This is a genomic window from Streptomyces sp. R28 (genome assembly GCF_041052385.1).
In the GTDB taxonomy this organism is placed as follows: Bacteria; Actinomycetota; Actinomycetes; order Streptomycetales; family Streptomycetaceae; genus Streptomyces.
In genome coordinates, this window is sequence record NZ_CP163439.1 from 6,589,122 (window position 1) to 6,611,656 (window position 22,535).

General features: G+C 70.0%; 23 protein-coding genes. 8 read left to right on the top strand and 15 right to left on the bottom strand.

Annotated elements, in window-relative coordinates; all coding sequences use genetic code 11:
* Window positions 1-4 precede the first annotated feature (4 nt).
* Genes AB5J49_RS29645 through AB5J49_RS29660 form a run of 4 tightly spaced genes read left to right on the top strand, consistent with a single transcriptional unit; the run spans window position 5 to window position 3,049 of the window.
* Complete coding sequence (locus tag AB5J49_RS29645; RefSeq protein ID WP_369175304.1) at window positions 5-544, top strand: phosphatase PAP2 family protein; 540 nt, start codon at window positions 5-7, stop codon at window positions 542-544.
* The gene (locus AB5J49_RS29650; RefSeq protein WP_369171898.1) at window positions 541-1,533 is read left to right on the top strand and encodes a decaprenyl-phosphate phosphoribosyltransferase; all 993 of its coding nucleotides are present in this window, start codon (window positions 541-543) and stop codon (window positions 1,531-1,533) included. The genes AB5J49_RS29645 and AB5J49_RS29650 overlap by 4 nt, the downstream gene beginning before the upstream one ends.
* Window positions 1,527-1,967 (top strand): GtrA family protein, encoded by a 441-nt coding sequence (locus AB5J49_RS29655; protein WP_369171899.1) that lies wholly within the window; start codon window positions 1,527-1,529, stop codon window positions 1,965-1,967. Before AB5J49_RS29650 ends, AB5J49_RS29655 begins: the two co-directional genes overlap by 7 nt.
* On the top strand, window positions 1,955-3,049 hold the full coding sequence (locus AB5J49_RS29660; protein WP_369171901.1) for a YihY/virulence factor BrkB family protein: 1,095 nt from the start codon (window positions 1,955-1,957) through the stop codon (window positions 3,047-3,049). The genes AB5J49_RS29655 and AB5J49_RS29660 overlap by 13 nt, the downstream gene beginning before the upstream one ends.
* Here the strand turns inward: AB5J49_RS29660 and AB5J49_RS29665 are convergent.
* The gene (locus AB5J49_RS29665) at window positions 2,997-4,283 is read right to left on the bottom strand and encodes a D-alanyl-D-alanine carboxypeptidase family protein (protein ID WP_369171902.1); all 1,287 of its coding nucleotides are present in this window, start codon (window positions 4,281-4,283) and stop codon (window positions 2,997-2,999) included. The two genes, AB5J49_RS29660 and AB5J49_RS29665, sit on opposite strands and share 53 nt — an antisense overlap.
* A gap of 91 nt (window positions 4,284-4,374) precedes the next feature.
* Between AB5J49_RS29665 and AB5J49_RS29670 the strand changes: the two genes are divergently transcribed.
* The 3 genes from AB5J49_RS29670 to AB5J49_RS29680 all read left to right on the top strand — a co-directional run bounded on the left by AB5J49_RS29670 (window position 4,375) and on the right by AB5J49_RS29680 (window position 7,943).
* Window positions 4,375-4,614 carry an SCO4848 family membrane protein gene (locus AB5J49_RS29670; RefSeq protein WP_369171903.1) on the top strand — a complete coding sequence of 80 codons (240 nt, stop codon included), beginning with the start codon at window positions 4,375-4,377 and terminating at the stop codon, window positions 4,612-4,614.
* 57 nt (window positions 4,615-4,671) lie between these two features.
* Window positions 4,672-6,132, top strand: a complete 1,461-nt coding sequence (locus AB5J49_RS29675) for a metallophosphoesterase (RefSeq protein WP_369171905.1) — start codon at window positions 4,672-4,674, stop codon at window positions 6,130-6,132.
* Between the two features lie 254 nt (window positions 6,133-6,386).
* Entirely contained in the window at window positions 6,387-7,943 is a 1,557-nt protein-coding gene (locus tag AB5J49_RS29680) for an ABC transporter substrate-binding protein (RefSeq protein WP_369171906.1), read from the top strand.
* Window positions 7,944-8,114: 171 nt separating this feature from the next.
* On the opposite strand, the gene AB5J49_RS29685 is transcribed toward AB5J49_RS29680, so the two are convergent.
* Together AB5J49_RS29685 and AB5J49_RS29690 are read right to left on the bottom strand one after the other, a co-directional pair.
* Window positions 8,115-9,572, bottom strand: coding sequence for an ATP-binding protein (locus AB5J49_RS29685; RefSeq protein WP_369171907.1), 1,458 nt, complete (start codon window positions 9,570-9,572; stop codon window positions 8,115-8,117).
* The gene (locus AB5J49_RS29690) at window positions 9,569-10,258 is read right to left on the bottom strand and encodes a response regulator transcription factor (RefSeq protein ID WP_369171908.1); all 690 of its coding nucleotides are present in this window, start codon (window positions 10,256-10,258) and stop codon (window positions 9,569-9,571) included. The genes AB5J49_RS29685 and AB5J49_RS29690 overlap by 4 nt, the downstream gene beginning before the upstream one ends.
* A gap of 165 nt (window positions 10,259-10,423) precedes the next feature.
* Here AB5J49_RS29690 and AB5J49_RS29695 point away from each other — a divergent pair, with 165 nt between their 5' ends.
* Window positions 10,424-12,859, top strand: a complete 2,436-nt coding sequence (locus tag AB5J49_RS29695) for an MMPL family transporter (RefSeq protein WP_369175305.1) — start codon at window positions 10,424-10,426, stop codon at window positions 12,857-12,859.
* Between the two features lie 59 nt (window positions 12,860-12,918).
* Here AB5J49_RS29695 and AB5J49_RS29700 read toward each other — a convergent pair whose 3' ends face one another.
* The 12 genes from AB5J49_RS29700 to AB5J49_RS29755 form a co-directional block, all read right to left on the bottom strand.
* Window positions 12,919-13,680, bottom strand: a complete 762-nt coding sequence (locus tag AB5J49_RS29700; RefSeq protein WP_369171909.1) for a TetR family transcriptional regulator — start codon at window positions 13,678-13,680, stop codon at window positions 12,919-12,921.
* A gap of 37 nt (window positions 13,681-13,717) precedes the next feature.
* Window positions 13,718-14,734, bottom strand: coding sequence for a serine protease (locus AB5J49_RS29705; RefSeq protein ID WP_369175306.1), 1,017 nt, complete (start codon window positions 14,732-14,734; stop codon window positions 13,718-13,720).
* Between the two features lie 256 nt (window positions 14,735-14,990).
* Window positions 14,991-15,530, bottom strand: coding sequence for a thiol-disulfide oxidoreductase DCC family protein (locus AB5J49_RS29710; protein ID WP_369171910.1), 540 nt, complete (start codon window positions 15,528-15,530; stop codon window positions 14,991-14,993).
* A 14-nt stretch (window positions 15,531-15,544) separates the two neighbouring features.
* Entirely contained in the window at window positions 15,545-15,952 is a 408-nt protein-coding gene (locus AB5J49_RS29715; protein ID WP_369171912.1) for a hypothetical protein, read from the bottom strand.
* A 187-nt stretch (window positions 15,953-16,139) separates the two neighbouring features.
* Complete coding sequence (locus AB5J49_RS29720) at window positions 16,140-16,550, bottom strand: VOC family protein (protein WP_369171913.1); 411 nt, start codon at window positions 16,548-16,550, stop codon at window positions 16,140-16,142.
* A gap of 81 nt (window positions 16,551-16,631) precedes the next feature.
* Window positions 16,632-17,405 (bottom strand): hypothetical protein, encoded by a 774-nt coding sequence (locus AB5J49_RS29725; protein WP_369171914.1) that lies wholly within the window; start codon window positions 17,403-17,405, stop codon window positions 16,632-16,634.
* 166 nt (window positions 17,406-17,571) lie between these two features.
* A complete protein-coding gene (locus tag AB5J49_RS29730) occupies window positions 17,572-17,997 on the bottom strand; it encodes a hypothetical protein (RefSeq protein WP_369171916.1) in 426 nt (141 codons plus the stop codon).
* A gap of 234 nt (window positions 17,998-18,231) precedes the next feature.
* Window positions 18,232-18,993, bottom strand: coding sequence for a succinate dehydrogenase iron-sulfur subunit (locus tag AB5J49_RS29735; protein ID WP_274242637.1), 762 nt, complete (start codon window positions 18,991-18,993; stop codon window positions 18,232-18,234).
* Window positions 18,993-20,747 (bottom strand): succinate dehydrogenase flavoprotein subunit, encoded by a 1,755-nt coding sequence (gene sdhA, locus AB5J49_RS29740; protein ID WP_369171918.1) that lies wholly within the window; start codon window positions 20,745-20,747, stop codon window positions 18,993-18,995. The genes AB5J49_RS29735 and sdhA overlap by 1 nt, the downstream gene beginning before the upstream one ends.
* Before the next feature lie 24 nt (window positions 20,748-20,771).
* Window positions 20,772-21,260, bottom strand: a complete 489-nt coding sequence (locus tag AB5J49_RS29745; protein WP_369171919.1) for a succinate dehydrogenase hydrophobic membrane anchor subunit — start codon at window positions 21,258-21,260, stop codon at window positions 20,772-20,774.
* A gap of 9 nt (window positions 21,261-21,269) precedes the next feature.
* Window positions 21,270-21,650: a succinate dehydrogenase, cytochrome b556 subunit gene (sdhC, locus tag AB5J49_RS29750; RefSeq protein WP_079052045.1), complete on the bottom strand. Its 381-nt coding sequence runs from the start codon at window positions 21,648-21,650 to the stop codon at window positions 21,270-21,272.
* 249 nt (window positions 21,651-21,899) lie between these two features.
* A complete protein-coding gene (locus tag AB5J49_RS29755) occupies window positions 21,900-22,439 on the bottom strand; it encodes a 2-oxo-4-hydroxy-4-carboxy-5-ureidoimidazoline decarboxylase (protein WP_369171920.1) in 540 nt (179 codons plus the stop codon).
* Between the last annotated feature and the right edge of the window lie 96 nt (window positions 22,440-22,535).

Here is a 22,535-nt window from a genome sequence, read left to right on the forward strand (position 1 = left end):
CGACATGGACCACCGAAGCCTCGGGGGCACGGAACGCCGAAGCCTCCGTGGCACGGATCGCCGCATCCTTTCGGCGTTCCACGCCCGCGGCCGCGACCCACGTGTCGCCACCGCCGCGCGCGCCCTGTCCTGGGCCGGCGAGCACGGCGCGCTGTGGCTGGCGGCGGGCCTCGCGGGGGCCGCCGTGGACGGTGGGCGACGCGGCGCCTGGTTGCGCGGCACAGCGCTCACCGCGGGGGCGCACCTCGTCAGCATGGGGGTGAAAAGGGTGGTGCGCCGCCCGCGCCCGGCGCATGTCACGCCCCTCGTGCACACCGTCGGCCGGCACTCCTTCCCCAGCTCCCACGCGACCTCCGCCGCGGCCGCCGCCGTCGCCTACGGCGCGCTCGGCGCGTACGTGATCCCGCCGCTCGCCGCCGCGATGTGCGTGTCACGCCTGGTCGTCGGCGTGCACTACCCCTCGGATGTGGCGGCGGGCGCGGCCCTGGGGGCGCTCACGGCGTGCGTCGGGGCGGGCTGGATGAGGAAGGAGGGGCGCCCATGACTGAGGCAGCGCCCCTCACGAGTGCCGCACGCGCCAGGGAAGCGATGCTCCACGAGCAGCGCACGCCCGCGCGACAGGCCGGACCACCACCGCGCGAAGGCGGCCTACGCGCGCTTGCGCGAGGCCTTCTCAGAACCGCGCGCCCCAAGCAGTGGGTCAAGAACACCCTGGTCATCGCCGCTCCGGCCGCCGCCGGTGAGCTCTTCTCGACCCGCGCCCTGACCCAACTCGCGCTCGTCTTCGCCCTCTTCACCGCCTGTGCCGCCGCCGTCTACCTGACCAACGACGCCCGCGACGCCGAAGCGGACCGTGCGCACCCCACCAAGTGCCACCGCCCGATCGCCGCCGGACAGGTCCCCGTGCCCGTCGCGTACGCCGTCGGAGGCGCCCTCGCCGTCCTCGCGCCGGCCGCCGCGGCCTGGCTGACCTCGCCCGCCGTCGCGGCCCTGCTCATGGCTTACCTCGGCATGCAACTGGCGTACTGCGTCAGCCTCAAGCACGTCCTGGTCGTCGACCTCGTCGTCGTCACGACCGGGTTCCTGATGCGGGCGATGGTCGGCGGGCTCGCGCTCGGCATCCCGCTGTCACGCTGGTTCCTCATCACGACCGGGTTCGGGGCGCTGTTCATGGTGTCGGCCAAGCGCTACTCCGAGGCCGTGCAGATGGCCGGGAAAAGGGGCGCCACGCGCGCGTTGCTCACCGAGTACACCACCGGCTATCTGCGCTTCGTCTGGCAGTTGGCGGCCGGGGTGGCCGTCCTCGCGTACTGCCTGTGGGCCCTGGAGGAGGGCGGCGTCCCGCACACCAGCGTGCTGCCCTGGCGCCAGCTGTCCATGGTCGCCTTCATCCTCGCGATCCTGCGCTACGCCGTCTTCGCCGACCGCGGCACGGCGGGCGAACCCGAGGACGTCGTCCTGCACGACCGCGCGCTCGCCGTCATCGGCCTGGCGTGGCTGGCGATGTACGGGCTGGCGGTAGCCAATTGGTAGGCACGCGTGCGTGGGGCGACCGACGCGAACTCCTCGGCTTCGCCGCCGTCGGTCTCCTCGCCTACGCCGTGGACCTCGCCCTCTTCACCTGCCTGCGCGGTCCCGCCGCCCTGGACCCCCTCACCGCCAAGGCCCTCTCCTTCGTCGCCGGCTGCACGGTCGCCTACGCCGGGAACGCGCTCGGCACCTACCGCCACACCCACCCGAGGGGCCTGCGCCCTTACGCCGTCTTCTTCGCGGTGAACATCGCCGGAGCGGTCGTACAGCTTCTGTGTCTCACCGTGAGCCACTACGGCCTCGGCCTCACCTCACAGCGTGCGGACACCGTATCCGGGGCAGGAATCGGGATGGTGCTGGCTACAGTCCTGCGGTTCTGGGGCACTCGGACATTGGTCTTCCGCACGGAGGGCAGAGTCGGATCATGGACTGGCTGAAGAAACTCCCCGGCGTCGGGCCGATGGTGGCCCGGCTGATGACCACGCACGCGTGGCGGTCGTACGAGCGCATGGACCGGGTGAAGTGGACACGGTTGGCCGCCGCGATGACGTTCACCAGTTTCGTCGCGCTGTTTCCGTTGCTCACCGTGGCCGCCGCGATCGCCGCCGCGACGCTCAGCACGGGGCAGCAGGACAAGCTCGAGGACAAGATCGCCGACCAGGTCCCCGGCATCTCCGAGCAGCTCAACATCGACGCCCTGGTCCAGAACGCCGGCACCGTCGGCCTCATCGCCGGTGCCGTCCTGCTGTTCACCGGCATCGGCTGGGTCGGCTCCATGCGCGAGTGCCTGCGCGCGGTGTGGGAGCTGCCCGAGGACGAGGAGAACCCTGTCCTGCGCAAGGCCAAGGACGCGGGCGTCCTGGTCGGCTTCGGCGGCGCCGTGCTCCTGACGCTCGCGGCCTCCACCGTCGCCTCCGCCATGGTCGGCTGGATCACCCGGCAGCTCGGCATCGACGAGGGCGGCTGGGGCGGGGTGCTGTTGCAGATCGCCGCGTTCCTGGTCGCCGTACTCGCCGACTTCCTGCTTCTGCTGTACGTCCTGACCCTGCTGCCGGGCGTCGAACCGCCGCGCCGCCGGCTGATGGTGGCCGCGCTGATCGGCGCGGTCGGGTTCGAGCTGCTGAAGCTGCTGCTGAGCGGCTATATGCAGGGCGTGGCCACGAAGAGCATGTACGGCGCGTTCGGCGTGCCGGTCGCCCTGCTGCTGTGGATCAACTTCACCGCGAAGCTGGTGGTGTTCTGCGCCGCCTGGACGGCGACGCAGGGCAAGGAGGCCGAACTCGCCGACGGGCCAGAGGACTCGGGCGAGTCCGCGGAGACGGGCGAGTCCGGCGAGTCCGCAGACTTGGAGTCAGGCGAATCGGGTGAGTCAGGCGAGTCGGACGACTCGGGCGAGGCCGAGAAGCCCGGGGGCCCCGAGAGGCCCGGGGACCCCGAGAAGCTCCGGGTCCCCGAGAAGCCCGGGGTCAGGGGCGGCTCCGGCGGCGCACCAGGTCGGGCAGCGGCCACCGGCGGTTGATCAGGAACGCGCCCGCCGCGAGCAGCACCAGCACCCCGCCGGCGATCCCGAGCGCGACGCCGATGCCGGTCGAGCCGCTCGCGGCCGAGGCGCCCACCGCCGACTTCGAGGACTTCTTCGCGTTCCCGGCGCCACCGGCCTCCCCGGAGTCGTTCGCACCCGGCTGGGCGCCGGACTGCGTCGCGCTCTTCGGCGCCACCAGCTCACCCACCGGCTGCACCTTGCCGGCCGCCTGGAAGCCCCAGTCGAAGAGCCTCGCGGTCTCCTTGTAGACCTCGTTGTGCTCGCTCTTCTCGGGGTTCATGACCGTGACGAGCAGCACCTTGCCGCCCCGCTCGGCCACGCCGGTGAAGGTGGCGCCGGCGTTGGTGGTGTTGCCGTTCTTGACGCCGGCGATGCCCTGGTAGACGGAGATGTCGGAGTCGCCGCTCAGCAGCCGGTTGGTGTTCTGGATCTCGAAGGACTCCCGGACGGACTTGCCCTTCTTGTTCTTCTTCGTCTCGCCCGGGAACTTGGCGGTGACGGTCGAGCAGTACTCCCGGAAGTCCTTCTTCTGCAGCCCGGAGCGGGCGATCAGGGTGAGGTCGTAAGCCGACGAGACCTGGCGCGGAGCGTCGTAGCCGTCGGGGGACTCCGCGTGCGTGTCGAGGGCCTGGAGCTCCTCGGCGTGCTCGTTCATCTCCTTGACGGTGTTGTCGATCCCGCCGTTCATCTTCGACAGGACGTGCACGGCGTCGTTGCCGGAGCGCAGGAAGACCCCGAGCCACAGGTCGTGGACGGAGTACGTCTCGCCCTCCTTTATCCCGACCATGCTGGAGCCGGACCCGATGTCCGCCAGGTCGGAGGGGACGACCTTGTGCTCCATGGTCTTCGGGAACTTCGGCAGCACCGTGTCGGCGAACAGCATCTTCATGGTGCTCGCGGGCGCCAGCCGCCAGTGCGGGTTGTGCGCCGCGAGCACATCGCCGGACTCGGCGTCGGCGACGACCCAGGAGCGGGCGGTCAGATCCTTGGGCAGGACGGGGACACCGCTCGCGAGGTTCACCTGCGTGCCGGGCTGCCCCAGCCGCTCGCCGCCCACGGTCGACATGTCCGCCGGGGGAGTGGCCGACGGGCTCGTACTCGGTGACGGCTTGGGAGCCGCGTAGGAGACGGGCGCGGTCAGCGCGAGGGACGACAGGACGGCGGAAGTGACCAGCAGGGAGCGCCTGACGGTCTTCTTGGGTGCGGGCACGACCGAGAACGTACATGCCGTCGCCATGGAAGTCCCGCTTCTGCCCCCACCCCGATCGGAGGACCGGACACCCGACGGCGATACTGAACTCATGAAGCTCAGCCGCCCCGTCTCCTGGTTCCTGCTCGCCTTCGGAGTGTGGAGCTGGGTCATCTGGGTCACTTTCGTCAAAAACCTGATCAAGGACAGCAGCGGGCTCGCGTTCGATGACGGTCACCCGACGGCGTACTTCTGGGTGCACCTGCTGCTCGCCGTCGTCTCCTTCGTATTGGGGACGGTCGTCGGGGTCATCGGGTTGCGCGGAGTGCGCGCACTGCGCCGGACGCCATAGGAACTCGGCCAAGTCCCGGGACGTTCACTCAGCACGCAAAGGAAAGGGAACGTCGGCGTGGTCATCGTCTTCGCGCTCGTCGCACTGCTCGTGTTGTCCGCCCTGGTGGCGGGCAACTGGTTCGTGTGGCGCCGCCTCTTCCGCGACACGACCCGCGGCCCCGGGTTCGTGCGCCGCGCGGGCGTGGTGGTGATCGCCGGCGGCTGGGCGCTGACGGTCGGTGCCCTCGTCGCCGAGCGCACGGGCGCGCCCTTCCGGCTCCAGCAGATCCTGGCCTGGCCGGGCTTCCTGTGGCTGGCCCTGTCGATATACCTGCTGCTGGGTGTGGTGGCGGGTGAATTCGTACGACCACTGCTGCGGCGGTGGGTCGAACGGCGGGCGCGCGCCGGGGAAGCCGTGGCGGAGCAGCCGGAGCTCGTGCCGGCGGGAGCGACGGCGGTCACGGCACTCGCCACGACACCCTCCACGGCAACCGCCACCAAGTCGGCCGAGCCCCGGACGCTCCCGCCCGCGCCCGCCCCGGCTCCGGCGGGCGCGACCGGTCCGGCCGCGACGAGCACGACCGACCTGGACTCGGCGCCCACGACCGCCCCGACCTCGGCGCTCAAGACCGACCCGCCCCCGTCGTCCGCGACCGGCCCGACCACTGCCCCCGACCCGGTTCCCGCGAGCCCGTCCCGCCCCCTGGCGACCCCGTCCCGCCGCCTCTTCGTCTCCCGAGTCGTCGCCGGTGCCGCGGCCGCGGCCGCCGTGGGAACGGTCGGCTACGGCACCTACGGCGTGCTGCGCGGCCCGAAGGTGAAGCGGGTCACCGTCCCGCTGGCCAAGCTCCCGCGCGCGGCGCACGGTTACCGGATCGCGGTCGTCAGCGACATCCACCTGGGCCCGGTCCTGGGCCGGGGCTTCGCCCAGAAGGTCGTCGACACGATCAACGGCACCCAGCCCGACCTCATCGCGGTGGTCGGCGACCTGGTGGACGGCAGCGTGAAGGACCTCGGTCCGGCGGCGGCCCCGCTCGCCCAACTCCGGGCGAGACACGGCGCGTTCTTCGTCACCGGCAACCACGAGTACTTCTCGGGCGCCGAGCAGTGGGTCGACGAGGTACGCCGCCTGGGACTGCGCCCGCTGGAGAACGCGCGCACCGAGCTGCCCCACTTCGACCTGGCCGGCGTCAACGACGTCGCGGGCGAGAGCGAGGGCCAGGGCCCCGACTTCGCCAAGGCCCTCGACGACCGGGACAGGGCACGCGCGTGTGTGCTCCTCGCCCACCAGCCGGTCCAGATCCACGACGCCGTCGATCACGGCGTCGACCTCCAGCTCTCCGGCCACACCCACGGCGGGCAGCTCTGGCCCGGCAACCTCGTCGCGGAACTGGCCAACCCGACCCTGGCCGGCCTGGAGCGCTACGGCGACACCCAGCTGTACGTCAGCCGGGGCGCGGGCGCCTGGGGCCCGCCGACGCGCGTGGGCGCCCCGTCGGACATCACGGTGATCGAGCTGGCGTCCCGTCAGGCCTGACGACGCACGCCTCGACAAAGGCGGCACCCCCCACCTGGAGGGGCGCCACCCCAACCTGAGGGGCGCCCCCCTCACCTGTGAACAGCCTGTGAAACCTGCCGGAAACCCCCGTAGGTAAGTTCTTTCCCATGTCGCCAGAATCCTCTTCCCTCTGATGAAACCCGTGTGATTAGGTGTGCGCGCCACTTAGGGGAGTGGCGCAAATCCATTGCTCATGCGGGGGCCCTTCGAGGGCCTGGGGAGAGGGCACACCCATGCGTTCGGTTCGCATGCGGATTCTCGCGACGCTGCTCGTGCTGGCGGCCGTGGGAGTGGGCGGCTGGCAGCTGTTGCCGTCCGAGCAGAACGAGGACAGGACCATCACGGTCGGCACGACGGACGCCGTCACGGCGCTGGACCCGGCCGGTGCCTATGACGCCGGCTCCTGGGCGTTGTTCAACAACGTCTTCCAGTCACTGCTGACCTTCGAGCCGGGCGGCGTCACACCCGTGCCGGACGCGGCCCGGAGCTGCGCCTTCGACGGTACCGACCTGAAGACCTACCGCTGCGAGTTGCGCGAGGGCCTCACCTTTCCGAGCGGGCGCGCCATGACCGCCGAGGACGTCAAGTACTCCTTCGACCGCGTCAAGCGGATCAAGTCGGACGTCGGCCCGTCCTCCCTGCTGGACACCCTCGGCTCGGTGAACGCGAGCGGCCGTACGGTCACCTTCCATCTGACCTCGCCCGACGCCACGTTCCCGCTCAAGGTGGCCACCGGGGTGGGTGCCATCGTCGACCGCGAGAAGTACTCGGCCAGTGCGCTGCGCCGCGACAACGCTGTCGACGGCACCGGCCCGTACACCCTGACCGCGTATACGACGGGCAAGAAGGCGGTCCTCTCGCCCAACTCTCACTACAAGGGGGCTCTCAAGGGCACCGGCCGTCCCGTCGAACTGCGCTACTACGCCGACGCGGACGCCCTCGCCAATGCCTGGAAGGAGAAGCGGATCGACGTCGCCACCCGCACGCTGCCGCCCGAGGTCCTCGCCGGTCTGAACGCCGCCGACCCGGGCCAGCGCGTCTCCGAGGCCGACAGCTCCGAGATCCGCAACCTCTACTTCGACACGCGCGAGGGTTCGCCCCTGCACGACGTCCGGGTCCGGCAGGCCATGGCCTGGCTGATCGACCGCGAGAAGCTGGCCGCCACGGTGTACAAGGGGACCGTCGACCCCCTGTACTCGCTGATCCCGACCGGCATCACCGGCCACACGACGTCGTTCTTCGACACCTATCCCGAGCTCAGCACCGCCAAGGCGCGCGCCCTGCTCACCGAGGCCGGCGTCAGCCTGCCCGTCCGCTTCACCTACGGCTACGCCACCGGCCGCGGCTCCGGAGCCGCGGAGGCCGCGGAGATCAAGCGGCAACTGGAGGCGAACGGCCTGTTCAAGGTGACGGTCAAGGGCTACGAGTGGACCGACTTCCAAAAGCGCTGGGCGAGCGGCAAGCTCGACGCGTACGCCGTCGGCTGGGTCGCCGACTTCCCCGACCCGGACACCTACGGCGGCCCGCTCGTCGGCACCGACGGCACCATGAACACCGGGTACGGCAACAAGACCGTCGACCGGCTGATCACGTCCAGCCAGCAGTACGCCGACCGCAGCGAGGCCACCCGGGATTTCCGTTCGCTGCAGGAGGCCGTGGCCCGCGACGTCCCGGTGATCCCGCTGTGGCAGGCCAAGGAGTACGTCGTCACCAGCGAGGACGTCGGCGGTGGCCAGTATCTGTCGGACGGCACCGGTATCTTCCGCCTCTGGCGCCTCACCTGGATCTGACGCCTCACCTGGATCTGACGCGATCCAGCTGCCCCGGCATCCGACATCCGGCACTCGGCACCCGGCGTCCGTCGGCCTCGCCCGGCGCCGGGTCCGGGACCACCTGGCCGACTCAGGGCACGGACCACGTGATCCGTAGTTCTACGGCCGCAAAGCCGCCCCTCGACGGATTCAGCGCGACGGCAGCGTCACCGTCACCGCCAGCCCCTCACCCGGCGCCGTCCGCACCGCGACCTCCCCGCCGTGCGCCTCCACCACTCCCTGCACGATCGCCATCCCCAGCCCGCTGCCTGCACCCCCGCCGGCCCGGAAGAACCGGTCGAAGACGCGCGCCGCGTCCTCCTCGCACAGCCCCGGCCCCTTGTCCTCGACACTCAGCCGGACGACCCCGTCCGCCCGCTCCACCCCCAGCCGCACCGGCACATCGGCCGGCGTGTGCGTGCGGACGTTGCTCAGCAGGTTGCCCAGCACTTGCCGCAGCCCCGACTCGTCGGCGTGCACCAGCAGCGTGCCGTCGGCGCCGACCGTGAGGGGCCGCTCGGGCTGCTGCACCCGCAGATCCTCGGCGGCCTCGCGCACCAGGCGGCTCAGGTCGACGTTGCGGAAGCGCAGTTCGGGCCGCTGGTCGAGACGGGCGAGGGTGAGCAGCTCGTCGACGAGGTGCCCCATGCGGTCGACCTCGCCGTTCATCCGGTCCCAGGCGCGTCTGCGCTCGGCAGGGTCGGTGAGCATCCCTTTGTCGTACAGCTGGAGGTACCCGCGTATCGCGGACAGCGGGGTGCGCAGCTCGTGCGAGGCGTCGCCGACGAAGCGGCGCAGCTGGGCCGCGCTGCGCTCGCGGGTGCGGTACGCCGACTCCACTTGGTGCAGCATGGAGTTGAGGGCGACCCGGAGCTGTTCGACCTCCAGCGTCGGGTCGCGGCTGGAGGGGACGCGCCGGGTCAGATCACCCTCGGCGATCGCCGACGAGGTCTCGACCATGTCCTCCAGCGGCCGCATCCGGCGGCGCACGCTGAACATCGTCAGACAGCCGAGCAGGGCCAGCAGCAGGGTGCCGACGGCGAGATCCATCCTGAGGGCCTTGCCCATGCCCTCGTGCAGGCCCTCGGTCGGGACGGCGATCAGCACGAACGTCCCGTCCGACAACCGCGCCCCGACCATCCGGTGGCGGTCCCCCTCGACCCGTACGTCCCGCGGCTCCTCGTCGGCGGCGAGGGCCACCGGGTCCTTCGCGGCGGCCGCGAGGGCGTGCTGGCGCGGTGTCGGCTTCAGCGGGCCCAGGGCCACCGGCTGCCCCGCGGAGTCGACCGCGACGTACACCATGGTCGGGCTCGGCAGGGGATCCGTGTCCGTGGACCCGCCGTCGGTGAACCTGTCCAGGGCGATGCCCAGTTCGCTCAGCGACTCGATCTGCCGCAGGGTGAACCCGGCGTTCGCCAGCGTGGCGCGCGCACTCTTCAGCTCGGTGTCGACCTTGTCGAGCAGATAGAACCGTGCGGTCATCAGGCTGACCGCGGTCGCGACGACGATGCCGACGGCCAGCAGCGCCACGTTCGCCAGCGTCAGCTTGCCGCGCAGTGAGTGGACGCCGTGCCGCCGGCGGACGCCGAGGACCCTGGGGACCCTCATGCCAGCCCGTATCCGACGCCACGCCGCGTGGTGATCACCGGTGGTCCCAGGGCGTCCAGCTTGCGCCGCAGATAGCTGATGTAGGTCTCCACGACGGTTGACTCCGGCGGGGTGTGCTCGTACTGCCAGACGTGGCGCAGGAGTTGCTCCTTGGGCACGATCCGGCCGCCGTTGCGCACCAGGAAGCGCAGCAGGGCGTACTCGGTGGGGGTGAGCTCGACGGTGCGGCCCGCGCGGCGCACCGAGTAGGTCGTCTCGTCCAGCTCCAGGTCGCCGTACCGCAGGGGCGGCCGCTGCGGGAGGACGTCGGCCGGGCGGGTGCGGCGCAGCACCGCAGTGATGCGGGCGACGACCTCGTCGATGTTGAACGGCTTGGTGATGTAGTCGTCGCCGAAGCCGAGGGCGCCGACGATCTCGGCGGGCGAGTCGCGGGCGGTGAGGAAGACGAGCGCCAAGTCCGGGTGCAGCTCGCGCAATTCACGCCCGAGAGCGCGGCCGTCCCCGTCCGGCAGCATGACGTCGAGCAGCGCCGCGTCGGGGAGGGTGCGCTCGGCGAGGGCGAGCGCCTCGCGGACCGTGCCCGCGACCATGACCTCGAAGCGGTGATAGCGCAGGGCGATGGCGAGGACGTCAGCGATGCTCTCCTCGTCCTCCACGACCAGCACGGTGCCAGAACCCGTCGTCATGCCCCCAGTATCGGCGGGGCCACTGACAGTCGGGCGGGTTCGCCGCTTTGGAGTTCCTTGAGAGTCATGGCCGTCGCCTGCCACACGCGCGCGGCGCCGCCAATCCTGTTGCCCAGGACCTGGGGGACCGACCGAACCGAATAAGGAGCGTTGAGCGTGGCTGCATTGGCACGGTGGTGCTATCGGCACCGGCTGGTGGTCCTGTTGCTGTGGTTGGGGGCGCTGTTCGGCCTGGGCGCGGCGAGTTCGGCCGCGGGCACGAACTACGCGAACGTCTTCTCCCTCCCGAACACGGACTCCGCGACCGCGTACGACCTGATGGAGAAGGCATTCCCGGAGCGCGCGGGCGACACCGACACGGTGGTGTGGAAGGTGGCCGGGGACGAAGGGGCATCCGTACGGGACGAGTCCGTGCGGTCCCGCATCGAGCCCGCGCTGGAGGAGATCGGGCGCATGAAGGGGGTCGGCGAGGTCACCGACCCGTACGCGGCCCAGGGAGCCGCGCAGATCAGCCGGGACGGGCGGATCGCGTACGCCCAGATCACCTTCACCGAGCAGGCGAACGGGGTCCCCAAGGAGCTGATCGAGGACGTCGTCGACACGGCTCAGGCCGCCGAACGCGACGGACTCCAGGTCGAGTTGGGCGGCCAGGCGATCGCCCGCACCCAGGAACCGCCGCAGGGCACGGCGGAGGCGGTCGGGATCCTCGCGGCGGCGGTGGTGCTGTTCCTCGCCTTCGGCTCGCTCTTCGCGATGCTGCTGCCGATCGTCGTGGCGATCGCGGGCGTCGGCACCGGCATGATCGCCACGATGCTGATGAGCCATGTCGCGGACGTGCCCGAAGTGGCCCCGCTGCTCGGCTCGTTGATCGGTCTCGGCGTCGGCATCGACTACGCCTTGTTCATCGTCACCCGGCACCGGCGCGGCATCCTGCGCGGCATGAAGCCGCAGGAGGCAGCCGTGACCGCCCTCAACACCTCCGGCCGCGCGGTGCTGTTCGCCGGCGGCACGGTGTGCATCGCACTCGCCGGGATGCTGGTGATGAACATGCGGTTCCTGGACGGGGTGGTCATCGCGACCTCGCTCACGGTCGTCCTGAGCGTGCTGGCCGCGATCACCCTGCTGCCCGCCCTCCTCGGCCTGCTCGGCGTACGGGTGCTCAGCCGCCGGCAGCGGCGCCGGCTCGCCGCGGCGGGACCGGAGCCGGCGGAGGCGAACGGACTGGCGGCGCGCTGGTCGTCGTACGTCCAAAGGCGCCCGCGCCCGCTCGCGGCGCTGGCCCTCGTCGTCATGGCGGTGCTCGCGATCCCCGTGCTGTCGCTCCGGCTCGGCGCCACGGACCAGGGCAACCACCAGGAGTCGACCACGACCCGGCAGGCCTACGACCTGCTCGCCGAGGGCTTCGGCCCCGGTGTCAACGGCCCGCTCCAGGTGGTCGTCGAGGGCGACGCACCGCAGGGCCTGGTCGACGCGATCCGGTCGGCCGAGGGCGTCGCCCAGGTGGCCGCCGTGCCGCCCGCGAAGGGCGTCACGGTGATCCAGGTCGTACCGACCACCTCCCCCCAGTCCGAGCAGACGGACCAGCTGATCGACCGACTGCGCGACGACGTGATCCCGCGGTCCGGCGCCGAGGCTCATGTCGGCGGGGTGACGGCGGTCTTCAAGGACTTCGCGTCGGTGACCGGCGACCGCCTGCCGTACTTCGTCGCGACGATCATCGCTCTCGGCTTCCTGCTCCTGCTGGTGGCCTTCCGCTCGCTGGTGGTCCCGCTGACGGCCGCGCTGATGAACCTCATCGCGGCCGCCGCGTCCTTCGGCGTCCTGGTGGCGATCTTCCAGTGGGGCTGGGGCACCGAGCTGATCGGCGTGGGCAAGGAGGGCCCGATCACCTCGTTCCTGCCGGTCATCATGTTGTCCCTGCTGTTCGGCCTCTCCATGGACTACCAGGTGTTCCTGGTGAGCCGGATGCACGAGGAGTGGGTGCACACGCGCGACAACGCGCGCGCCGTCCGTGTCGGCCTCGCGGAGACCAGCCGGGTCATCAACTCCGCCGCGTTGATCATGATCTGCGTGTTCAGCGCGTTCGTGCTGAGCGGCGACATGGAGGGCGCGATGGCGGGCATCGGCCTCGCGGCCGCCGTCGCCCTGGACGCCTTCATCCTGCGTACGGCGCTGGTGCCGGCCGCGATGCACATGCTCGGCAAGTCGAACTGGTGGCTGCCGGACGGGCTGGAGAAGCGGCTGCCGCATCTGGCGGTCGAGCCGAAGGAGGAGGCACCGGTGGCCGAGGAGGAGCCGGTCGTGGCGGGCCGGGCCTCGGTCGTCCACGGCTTCGTCCGCACCGCCGACGGCGGGCCGGTCGAGGGCGCGGCGGTGACGCTGCTGACGAAGGGCGGGCGTCAGCTGGACCGGGTGACGTCCCTGGCCGACGGGTCGTACATCGTCTCGGTGCCGGCGCCGGGGACGTATCTGCTGGCGACGGCCGCGACGTCGTACGGGTCCCGGGCCGGGCAGGTGGTCCTGGTGGACGGGCCGCTGGTGTACGACGTCGAGCTGGCGGAGGGAGAGCCGGCCGAGGACGGGGTGGACGCCGTCAACTGACGGCCGCTGAGCGGCGTTTCAGGGGTGCTCGTCCTCGCGGGCGCCCCTGAAGCGTCCGCCTACCCTTCCGCTTTGCCTGTCTTGCCCTTCTTCTCCTTCGCCGGATCCGGCACCGCGTTCGTCATCCCCGGCAGGAAGTCCGTGAACAGGTCGTGCACCTCACGCACCAACGGCCGCAGCACCCGGAACCGCGCCAGCGAGACGCCCCGCGCGGTCAGCCGGGCGCCCCGCTCGGCGAGCCGGTAGCTGCGCTCGCGCCCCTCGGTCCGGTCGTACACCCAGTAAAGGACGAGCCCCATCTGGGCGAGCCACATCATCTCGGGCAGTACGTCCCGCAGTTCCTCGGGCACCTTGGTCTTCGTCGCGCCCGCCAGCACCTGGCGATGGATGTTGATGGCCTCCACGCGCGCGTGCTCCGACTCGGCGGAGAAGGGGCTGAGCGGGCTGGCGGGATCGGCGGCGTTCTTGAAGAACTGCACAGCGAACTCGTGATACGGCGTGGCGATGTCCAGCCACACCTTCAGCACGCCCGCCAGCCGCGCCTCCAGGTCGGTTTCCGTGGCCAGGACGTCCCGGATCGCCGCCCGGTGCTCGGCGGCGAGCCGGTCGTAGAAGCCCTGGACCAGGTGTTCCTTGCCCTCGAAGTAGTAGTACGCGTTGCCGACGGAGACCCCGGCCTCCTGGGCGATCGCCCGCATCGTGGTCTTGTCGTAGCCGCGCTCCTGGAACAGCCGCATGGCGGTCTCCAGGATCAGCGCACGGGTCTGCTCGGACTTGCTGGGTGCGTCGCCCTGTTCAGGGCTGTCGTTCTTCGAGGACACGGAACGAGAGCCTAACGAGTGGTGTTTCGGTCGGACGTCAGGAGGTCTGCGCCGTCTGGTACAGGTTCTGGGCGTCGGCGCCGAAATACGGGCCGTACATCCGGTTCGGCAGGAAGTTGTACTTGAAGCTGTTCACCGAGGACAGCAGGCCGGTGCCCGTGGACTCGTTGAACTGGGTGAACCAGGGGCCACCGCTGGCGCCGCCGGTCATGTTGCAGTTCATGCCGTGGTCGTCGGACAGCAGGAAGTCCCGGTTGGTGGTGCCGCTGCAGTAGATGAACTTCTCGCCGTCGTACGGAGCGGCGGCCGGGAAGCCGAAGGAGTACATGCGCTGGTTGTAGCCGGTGTTGAAGGCCAGCCCCTGCCCGCCGACGACGTCCGTGAGCAGCTTGCCGTCCAGCGGGGCGACGACGGCGGCGCCGACGTCGTAGTTGATGTCCTCACTCGCCGTCCACTGCGGGGTGGACAGGGTCTTGGACGCGGTCCACCGGCCGTAGGGGGCCTGCCCGTCGTGGTAGCCGGGCACGAAGACCCAGTTGGTGTGCCAGGCGCCCTCCAGCTTCACGCAGTGGCCCGCCGTGATCACGGTGCTCTTGTTGGCGCTGGTGACGGCGTTGCCGGAACAGGACGCCGTACGGCCCTGGTAGCTGAAGAACACCCGGCCCGCAGTGGAGACGACAGCGCCGCCGCCGCTCCACTGGCCGCCGGTGTTCGGGAAGGCCAGCAGGCCGATGCCGGAGACGGCCTTGCCGGCCGCCGCGGCCGGAGTGCTCGGCGCGACGGTGGCCGCCGGGCCCTTGCCGGGCGCCAAGCCGCCGTCGAAGTGGCCGTTGACACTCACCAGATCGAGCGGGGTCGCCTCGCGCATCCGCTGCGTCGTCCAGAAGTCACGGGCCTGCTGTTGCGCGCCGGCCGAGACCGCGCTGACGGCGGTGGAGGTGTCGGACCTCGGCGCGGCGCCCGCGGGGGTGGCCAGGGAGCCGGCGCTGAGCAGCGCGGTGACGCCGACCAGGGCGCCGAGGAGGGGGCGGGGTATGCGGGTGACGCCGGGTATGCCTCTCACGCGTACTCCTTCTGCGATGGGGGACCGGGCGACCGGGTGGGCCGTCCGGCGGACAGACAGACAGTCGGTGCGAGTGCGGAGTGGAGAACCGGGGGCAGCGTGCCAACCCGAGCACCGTTTTGGAAGGGCGCATGCCAAAACAGGGTCCGAAAATCGAGCCGTTCGGGAGGATTTGGGGGACCACTTGGCCTCGGTGCCCTCTCGACACCGAGGCCTTCTCGGCACCGGGACCTTCTCCGCCCCGGCCTCACCCCGTCGCGCAGGCGCCGCTCTCGCAACCCGGCGGGTTGTACGTCCAGCCCTGATGCGGGTCGTACGACCATCCGTCCACGCGCCGATAGACGCGTCCGCCCCCTCGCTCCCCGCCCTGCCGCGCCCCGCTCCACTGCGCCCCGCGCCACTTGGCGGCGGCGAGGACGGCCCCCTTGGCGAGGCGTGCGCCCGAAGGGGTGTTGAGGCGATGCGCGAGCGGACGGTGCTCACGCAGGGCCCACAGGGTGACGATCCAGGCGGCGGTGCCCCGGTAGACCTGCCCGAAGTCGCCGACGACGGTGATCTCCTCAAGGGTGGCACCGTGGTCGAGGCCTGGATAGCGCCGCCGGGCCTCGTCCGACCCGGCCGGCACCAGCTCCAGCGGCACCAACTGCGACTGCCGTACGAGCCAGTCGCGCAGGAAGGTGCACAGGGAGCACTGCGCGTCGTAGAGGACGGTCAGTCGGTGGACCGGGGCGGCGGGCCCGGGGCGCGAGGCGCGGGGCCCGCCGACCGCGACGGCGTCGTCCGTCACGCCGGCCACGTCGTTCACGCCCCGGCCGGCGGAGCGACCCAGTCCTGCGGGGTGACCGGCGGGACCTGCTCCTGCTCCATCACCCCGCGCCGCCGGATCTTGTTGAGCACGTAGACGTTGCCCAGGTGCATCACGCCGAGCACCAGCAGCACCACGCCGAGCTTGGTCGACAGGGTTTCGAAGATGCCGCGGGTGTCGAGGACGGTTCCGTCGTCGCTCAGGTACAGCGCGACGAAGCCGAGGTTGACGAGGTAGAAGCCGACCACGAGCAGGTGGTTCACGGCGTCGGCGAGCTTCTCGTTCCCGCGCAGCACGTCGGCGAGGAAGATCCGTCCATTGCGGCTGAGAGTGCGGGCCACCCAGATGGTCAGCGCGATGCTGACGACCAGGTAGATGACGTAGGCGATGACCGTGCGGTCCATTGCCTCCCCCTTCTGAACATGTTCAAAATGCTGACGAGGAAGACTCTAGACCTGGCTTTGAACATGTTCAACTCAGTTGCGTGAGGCCTGCGTCACGCCTCCGCCGGGCCGCTGTCCGGCCTCCGCCGGTCCTCCGCCGGTCCTCCGTCGGGAGCCCCGCCAGGAGTGTCGCCAGGGCCTGGCCCCGTCACAGCCTGCGGGCGAGTTCCGGCCGCTTGGAGTAGTCCGTGAACCCGATGACGTTTCCCCAGGGGTCGGCCATCTCGACGGTCCACCCGGTGGCCACCGAGAACGGCGCGTCGAGCGGCGCGATGCCCGCGTCGCCCAACGACCGCGCCGCCGCCCGCGCGTCCGGCACCTCCAGCCACACGCGCGGGGAGGGCCACGGCGGCGTCCGGTGCCTCAGCTCCTCCTCCTGCCGCAGCAGGATGCCGGGCGTCTCGCCGCCGACCTTCAGCAGTGCGATCCCGGCCTCGTCGAGCCGGAACCCGACCGTGAACCCGGCCCGCTCGTAGAACCGGACGGCCTCACCGAGGTCGCCGACCGGCAGCAGCACGTTGTCGAACCCGAGCAGTTCGTACGACTCGTCATCTGACATGCCGTCAGAATAAGGGGATGATCCGCCGGAGCCGGTGATTGTCGCCCTGAACAGGCCGGACGGTCGGCTCCGGCGTCGGCCTCAGCAGCCGGCCACCCTCCGCGTGCTCACCGCGATGTCGTCCATCCGGATGTCGTACGACGACGGTGTCGGCTCGGCCTGGTAGAGCTGCCAGCCCAGCCTCAGCTTGTCGAAGGTGGGGAAGGTGAAGGGATCCGAGGTACCCCCGTGGTGGTCCGTGGAGACCGTCAGATCGGGCTGCTCGACGCCGTCGAAGTAGACCGTGACACGGTTGTCGGCGGCGTCCAGATGGAACTCCACGCACTGCCACGTGCCGGCCGTCGCCGGAGCCGAGGTCTTCCAGGACGTCCAGTCGCCCGTGGGCCCCAGGTCGGAGCCGACGCCCCAGAAGTTGCCCTTGTCGGTGGGGGCGTACTGGCCGCCCAGGGGCCGGACCAGGGTGGGGGAGTCCGAGCCGGACGCCTCGGCGATCGTCCAGTGCGCCCAGTCGGGGGCGGTGGGGAAGGCGTCGACGCGGAGGCGGAGGCGGGCCCAGTAGCTGTTGCCCGGCGGGGCGAGGTCGGGGAAGACCAGGAAGGCCCGGCCGTTGCCCTCGGTGTGGACGCGGAGTTCGCGGCCGGGGCCGGTGGTGCTGGGGGTGACGGTCAGGGTGCCGCTGGAGGTGTCGGTCGTCCAGCCACGTCCCTTGGCGACGGGGCCGAGGGGGAGGCGGTCGAAGGTCTCCCGGGCCAGCGTTGGGTAGGGGGTGGGGGCCGCGGAGGCGGTGGGGGAAGTCGAGAGCAGTACGGCCGCTGCGGCAGAGAGCGCGGCTGCGGCTTTCCTCAGAAGTGCCATGGGGAGAGTGTGCGACTGAGTGCACGCAAGGCACAGTGTTCACAGGGGAGTTGGCCGGGAGTTGGCTGACGACGGCGCTTGCGGTGTCTTGATCGTGTGAGGTGGACGTGATGAGGCACGGCCGTCGGGGACGGCCGTGCCTGCACGACTCGACTCAGAACGGGCCCTAACGGCGCGCGAACTGCCAGAAGTTCGAGGTCACGGCGAACTCGATCGAATTGCTGTCGCCCGGAGGCGTCAGATTGCTCTGCAGGTCGTACGTCTGTGAGGCGATGCTCGAGCCGAGCGTGCAGCTCTGGTTGCCGTAGGCGGTGACCACCACGTGGTCGCCACCGCGGACAGAGAAATCGGTCAGGGGGACGACGGTTCCGCCGCCCTGCGGCAGGCCGTGGCACCCTCCCGCCTGACCGTTGACCTTGATCCCGACAGCGACAGTCCCGCCGGGCAGCGAGCTCCGTAGGGCGTACGGACTCAGCGCGGTAGCGGCGGACGCCTGCCCGGCGCTCACCATGACACCGCATGTTCCCAGGGTGAGAGCCGCGGTCAGCGCGGTGACGAGCTTGCGCCCGTTCCGGGGCGGTGTGAGTTTCATCGGTGGTGCACCTTTCCCATTCTGTTTCCATTGCGCAGCGAACGGGACATGGCCCCGCTCACTTCTGTCCTGTCGGTTCAGGCAGATCTGAGTGTGCGGGGCCGGGGAGTTGATCAGGAACCCGGTTCCAGGGACCAATCAATTCCGGTCCGGATGAAGAAGTCCCACGGAATGACGGAGGGCCCCGTTTCCTGGTACCCACCAGGAAACGGGGCCCTCACACCGCATACGGCCTCAGAAGCGGCGCGTGATCAGCGCCTTCTTCACCTCGGCGATCGCCTTCGTGACCTCGATGCCACGCGGGCAGGCGTCCGTGCAGTTGAAGGTCGTGCGGCAGCGCCAGACGCCGTCCTTGTCGTTCAGGATCTCCAAGCGCTGCTCACCGGCCTCGTCGCGCGAGTCGAAGATGAAGCGGTGCGCGTTGACGATGGCGGCCGGGCCGAAGTACTGGCCGTCGTTCCAGAACACCGGGCACGAGGAGGTGCAGGCGGCGCAGAGGATGCACTTCGTCGTGTCGTCGAAGCGCTCGCGGTCCTCGGCCGTCTGGAAACGCTCGCGCGTCGGCTCGTTCGTGTCCTTCGTGATGAGGAAGGGCATGACGTCGCGGTACGCCTGGAAGAACGGCTCCATGTCGACCACGAGGTCCTTCAGGACCGTGAGGCCCTTGATGGGCTCGACCGTGATCGGCTTCTCGGGGTTGATGTCCTTGATGAGGGTCTTGCAGGCAAGACGGTTCTTGCCGTTGATCCTCATCGCGTCCGAGCCGCAGATGCCGTGGGCGCAGGAGCGGCGGAAGGTCAGCGTGCCGTCGACGTCCCACTTGATCTTGTGCAGACCGTCGAGGACGCGCTCCTTCGGGTCGATCTCCAGCTGGAAGTCTTCCCAGGTCGCCTCGGCCGAGACCTCCGGGTTGAAGCGGCGGACCCGGAAGGTGACCGTGATGTAGGGGGACGCGGCGGACTCTGCCTCCACCTTGTCCATAACGGGGGTAGCCATCAGTACTTACGCTCCATCGGCTGGTAGCGGGTCTGGACGACCGGCTTGTAGTCGAGACGGATCGACTCGGCGCCGTCGTCGCCCACCTCGCGGTACGCCATGGTGTGGCGCATGAAGTTGACGTCGTCGCGGTTGGGGTAGTCCTCGCGGTAGTGACCGCCGCGGGACTCCTTGCGGGCCAGGGCCGAGACCGCCATGACCTCGGCGAGGTCGAGCAGGTTGCCCAGCTCGATGGCCTCCAGCAGGTCGGTGTTGAACCGCTTGCCCTTGTCCTGGATCGAGACGTTCCGGTAGCGCTCGCGCAGCTCCGCGATCTTCTCGACCGCCGTCTTGATCGTCTGCTCCGTGCGGAACACCATGACGTTGGCGTCCATGGTCTCCTGCAGCTCCTTGCGGAGCGTCGCCACCCGCTCGGTGCCGGTGGAGGTGCGCAGCTGCTCCACCTGCTCGACCACGAGCTCCGCCGGGTTCTCCGGCAGCTCGACGAAGTCCGCCTTCTGGCTGTACTCCGCCGCGGCGATGCCGGCCCGCTTGCCGAACACGTTGATGTCCAGCAGCGAGTTCGTGCCGAGGCGGTTGGCGCCGTGCACCGACACGCAGGCGACCTCGCCGGCCGCGTACAGGCCCGGGACCACCGTCGTGTTGTCCGCCAGGACCTCACCCTCGACGTTCGTCGGGATGCCGCCCATCGCGTAGTGCGCGGTGGGCTGGATCGGGATCGGGTCCGTGTACGGCTCGATACCGAGGTAGGTCCGCGCGAACTCGGTGATGTCGGGCAGCTTGGCGTCCAGCTGCTCCGGCGGGAGGTGCGTGAGGTCGAGGTAGACGTGGTCGCCCTCGGGACCGCAGCCGCGGCCCTCACGGATCTCCGTGTAGATGGAGCGCGAGACGACGTCACGGGACGCGAGGTCCTTCATGACCGGCGCGTACTTCTCCATGAAGCGCTCGCCGTCCTTGTTGCGGAGGATGCCGCCCTCACCACGGGCGCCCTCCGTCAGCAGGATGCCCATGCGCCAGATGCCGGTCGGGTGGAACTGGAAGAACTCCATGTCCTCCAGCGGCAGCCCGCGACGGTAGACCGCCGCCTGGCCGTCACCGGTCAGCGTGTGCGCGTTCGACGTCACCTTGAAGAACTTGCCGCAGCCGCCGGACGCGTAGATCACGGCCTTCGCCTGGAAGATGTGGATCTCGCCGGTCGCCAGTTCGTAGGCGACGACACCGGCCGACTTCTTGACGCCGTCGACCTCGGTGATCAGCTGGTCCAGGACGTAGAACTCGTTGTAGAACTCCACGCCCTCCTTGACGCAGTTCTGGTACAGCGTCTGGAGGATCATGTGGCCGGTGCGGTCCGCCGCGTAGCAGGACCGGCGCACCGGCGCCTCGCCGTGGTTACGGCTGTGACCGCCGAAGCGGCGCTGGTCGATCGTGCCGTTCGGGGTGCGGTTGAACGGCAGGCCCATCTTCTCCAGGTCGAGGACCGAGTCGATGGCCTCCTTCGCCAGGATCTCGGCGGCGTCCTGGTCGACCAGGTAGTCACCGCCCTTGACCGTGTCGAAGGTGTGCCACTCCCAGTTGTCCTCCTCCACGTTGGCCAGCGCGGCGGCCATACCGCCCTGCGCGGCGCCCGTGTGGGAGCGGGTCGGGTAGAGCTTCGTCAGGACCGCGGTGCGGCTGCGCTTCGTGGACTCGATGGCCGCGCGCATGCCCGCGCCACCGGCGCCGACGATGACGGTGTCGTACTTGTGGATCTTCATGGGTGGATTACCTCAGCCCCGTGCCTAGCGGATGTTCGGGTCGAAGGTGAAGATCACCAGCGTGCCCAGCAGGATGGTGAACACCGTGGCGGTGTAGAGCAGGCCCTTGAGCCACAGCCGGGTGTTCGCGCGCTCCGCGTAGTCGTTGATGACCGTGCGCAGGCCGTTGGCGCCGTGCAGCATCGCGAGCCAGAGCATCAGCAGGTCCCAGACCTGCCAGAAGGGGCTCGCCCAGCGGCCCGCCACGAAGGCGAAACCGATCTTCGACACGCCGCCGTCCAGCACGAGCTGGATCAGCAGGTGGCCGAGGACCAGGACGACCAGCACGACGCCGGACAGGCGCATGAAGAGCCAGGCGGCCATCTCGAAGTTGCCCCGCGTGGACTTCGGGGTCTTCTTGGTGCGCTTGCGCGGGGCCTCGATGAAGGGGGCCGGGTTGTCGACGTTGTAGAGGGACTCGCCCTCGACTGGGCCGATACCGGTCTTGTCAGTGGTGACGGTGTTGTTTGACATGCTTGCGCGTCAGCTCCCGAACAGTTCACGAGCGGCGTGGCCGAGCACGGGGTAGATCGCCCCGAGCATCAGCACGACCCACAGGCCGACGACGGACCAGAGCATCTGCTTCTGGTAGCGCGGGCCCTTCGACCAGAAGTCGACGGCGATGACGCGCAGACCGTTGAGCGCGTGGAAGAGGATGGCGGCGACGAGGCCGTACTCCAGCAGCGCGACGATCGGCGTCTTGTACGTGGCTACGACCTTGTCGTAGTCCTCGGGAGAGACACGCACGAGAGCAGTGTCCAGCACGTGAACGAACAGGAAGAAGAAAATGAGGACGCCGGTGACTCGATGAGCCACCCAGGACCACATTCCTTCCCGGCCGCGGTACAGCGTTCCAGCCGGCACGGAAGTTCCTCCGGGAGCGGGGATTGGGGCCGCGCCGGCTTGTGCTGTCGGTCGGGCCCGGCCGGGTACGGTCCACCGGCCCCCAGCATCGTAGCCACCGTTGACTGCGGCGCTTACGCCGGGCCCATCGGTGTGATCAAACTGGCACGCGGATGGGTGATTTGCGGCCAATGGGGGGAGGCGTGTGGTTGTTTTCCGGATGCGGCGCCGCGGGGACCGCATCCGCCCGCGGAAGTAGCCGTAAATCGATTACGGCCGCGCGCCCCTCAGGTGTGCCACCAATCGCCCCTTCGCGAGGCGCCGGAGTTCCTCTGCCGCGAGGACCCGCTCTTCCTCCGGATCGTTCGTCAGACGTGACCGGATGCCCGCCAGTACGTGGTCCAGCGCCTCATTCGGTGACAGGTCGTCGAGGCAGATGACGAATACATGGCCGAACCTGGCCTCATATGCGGCATGAGCGGCATCGAGTGCCGTATGCGCGGCCCCGTACACACCCTCCGGCAGTACTGGCAACGTTTCTCCTGCCAGCGCCTCCGCCAGATCCCGCGGAGCCAAGTCGTACGCCGCCTCGTCCGAAGCCGCCAACAAGGAGTCGACGTCGGGGTACGGGCGGTGGTCGGCGATGCGGGCGGCCCAGCGGGGGCTGTGGAGGCAGGTCCGCAGGGTTCGCAGGATTTCGTCGGCGGGGGCAGAGTTGAAGGACTCCAGCGCTGTGGGGGACGGTGGAGTGCGGGTCTGCTCGGGCAGCGACGGTATGGCGACTGGGCCAGGAAGGTGTGTGGGCGTCACGTGGGTTTCGGCAGGGGATTCTGGGGCAGTAGTGGCGCCACGTTACCGAGTGTGGACGTCAGGTGTCCGACGGATGCCCGAATTTCAGCCGAACGG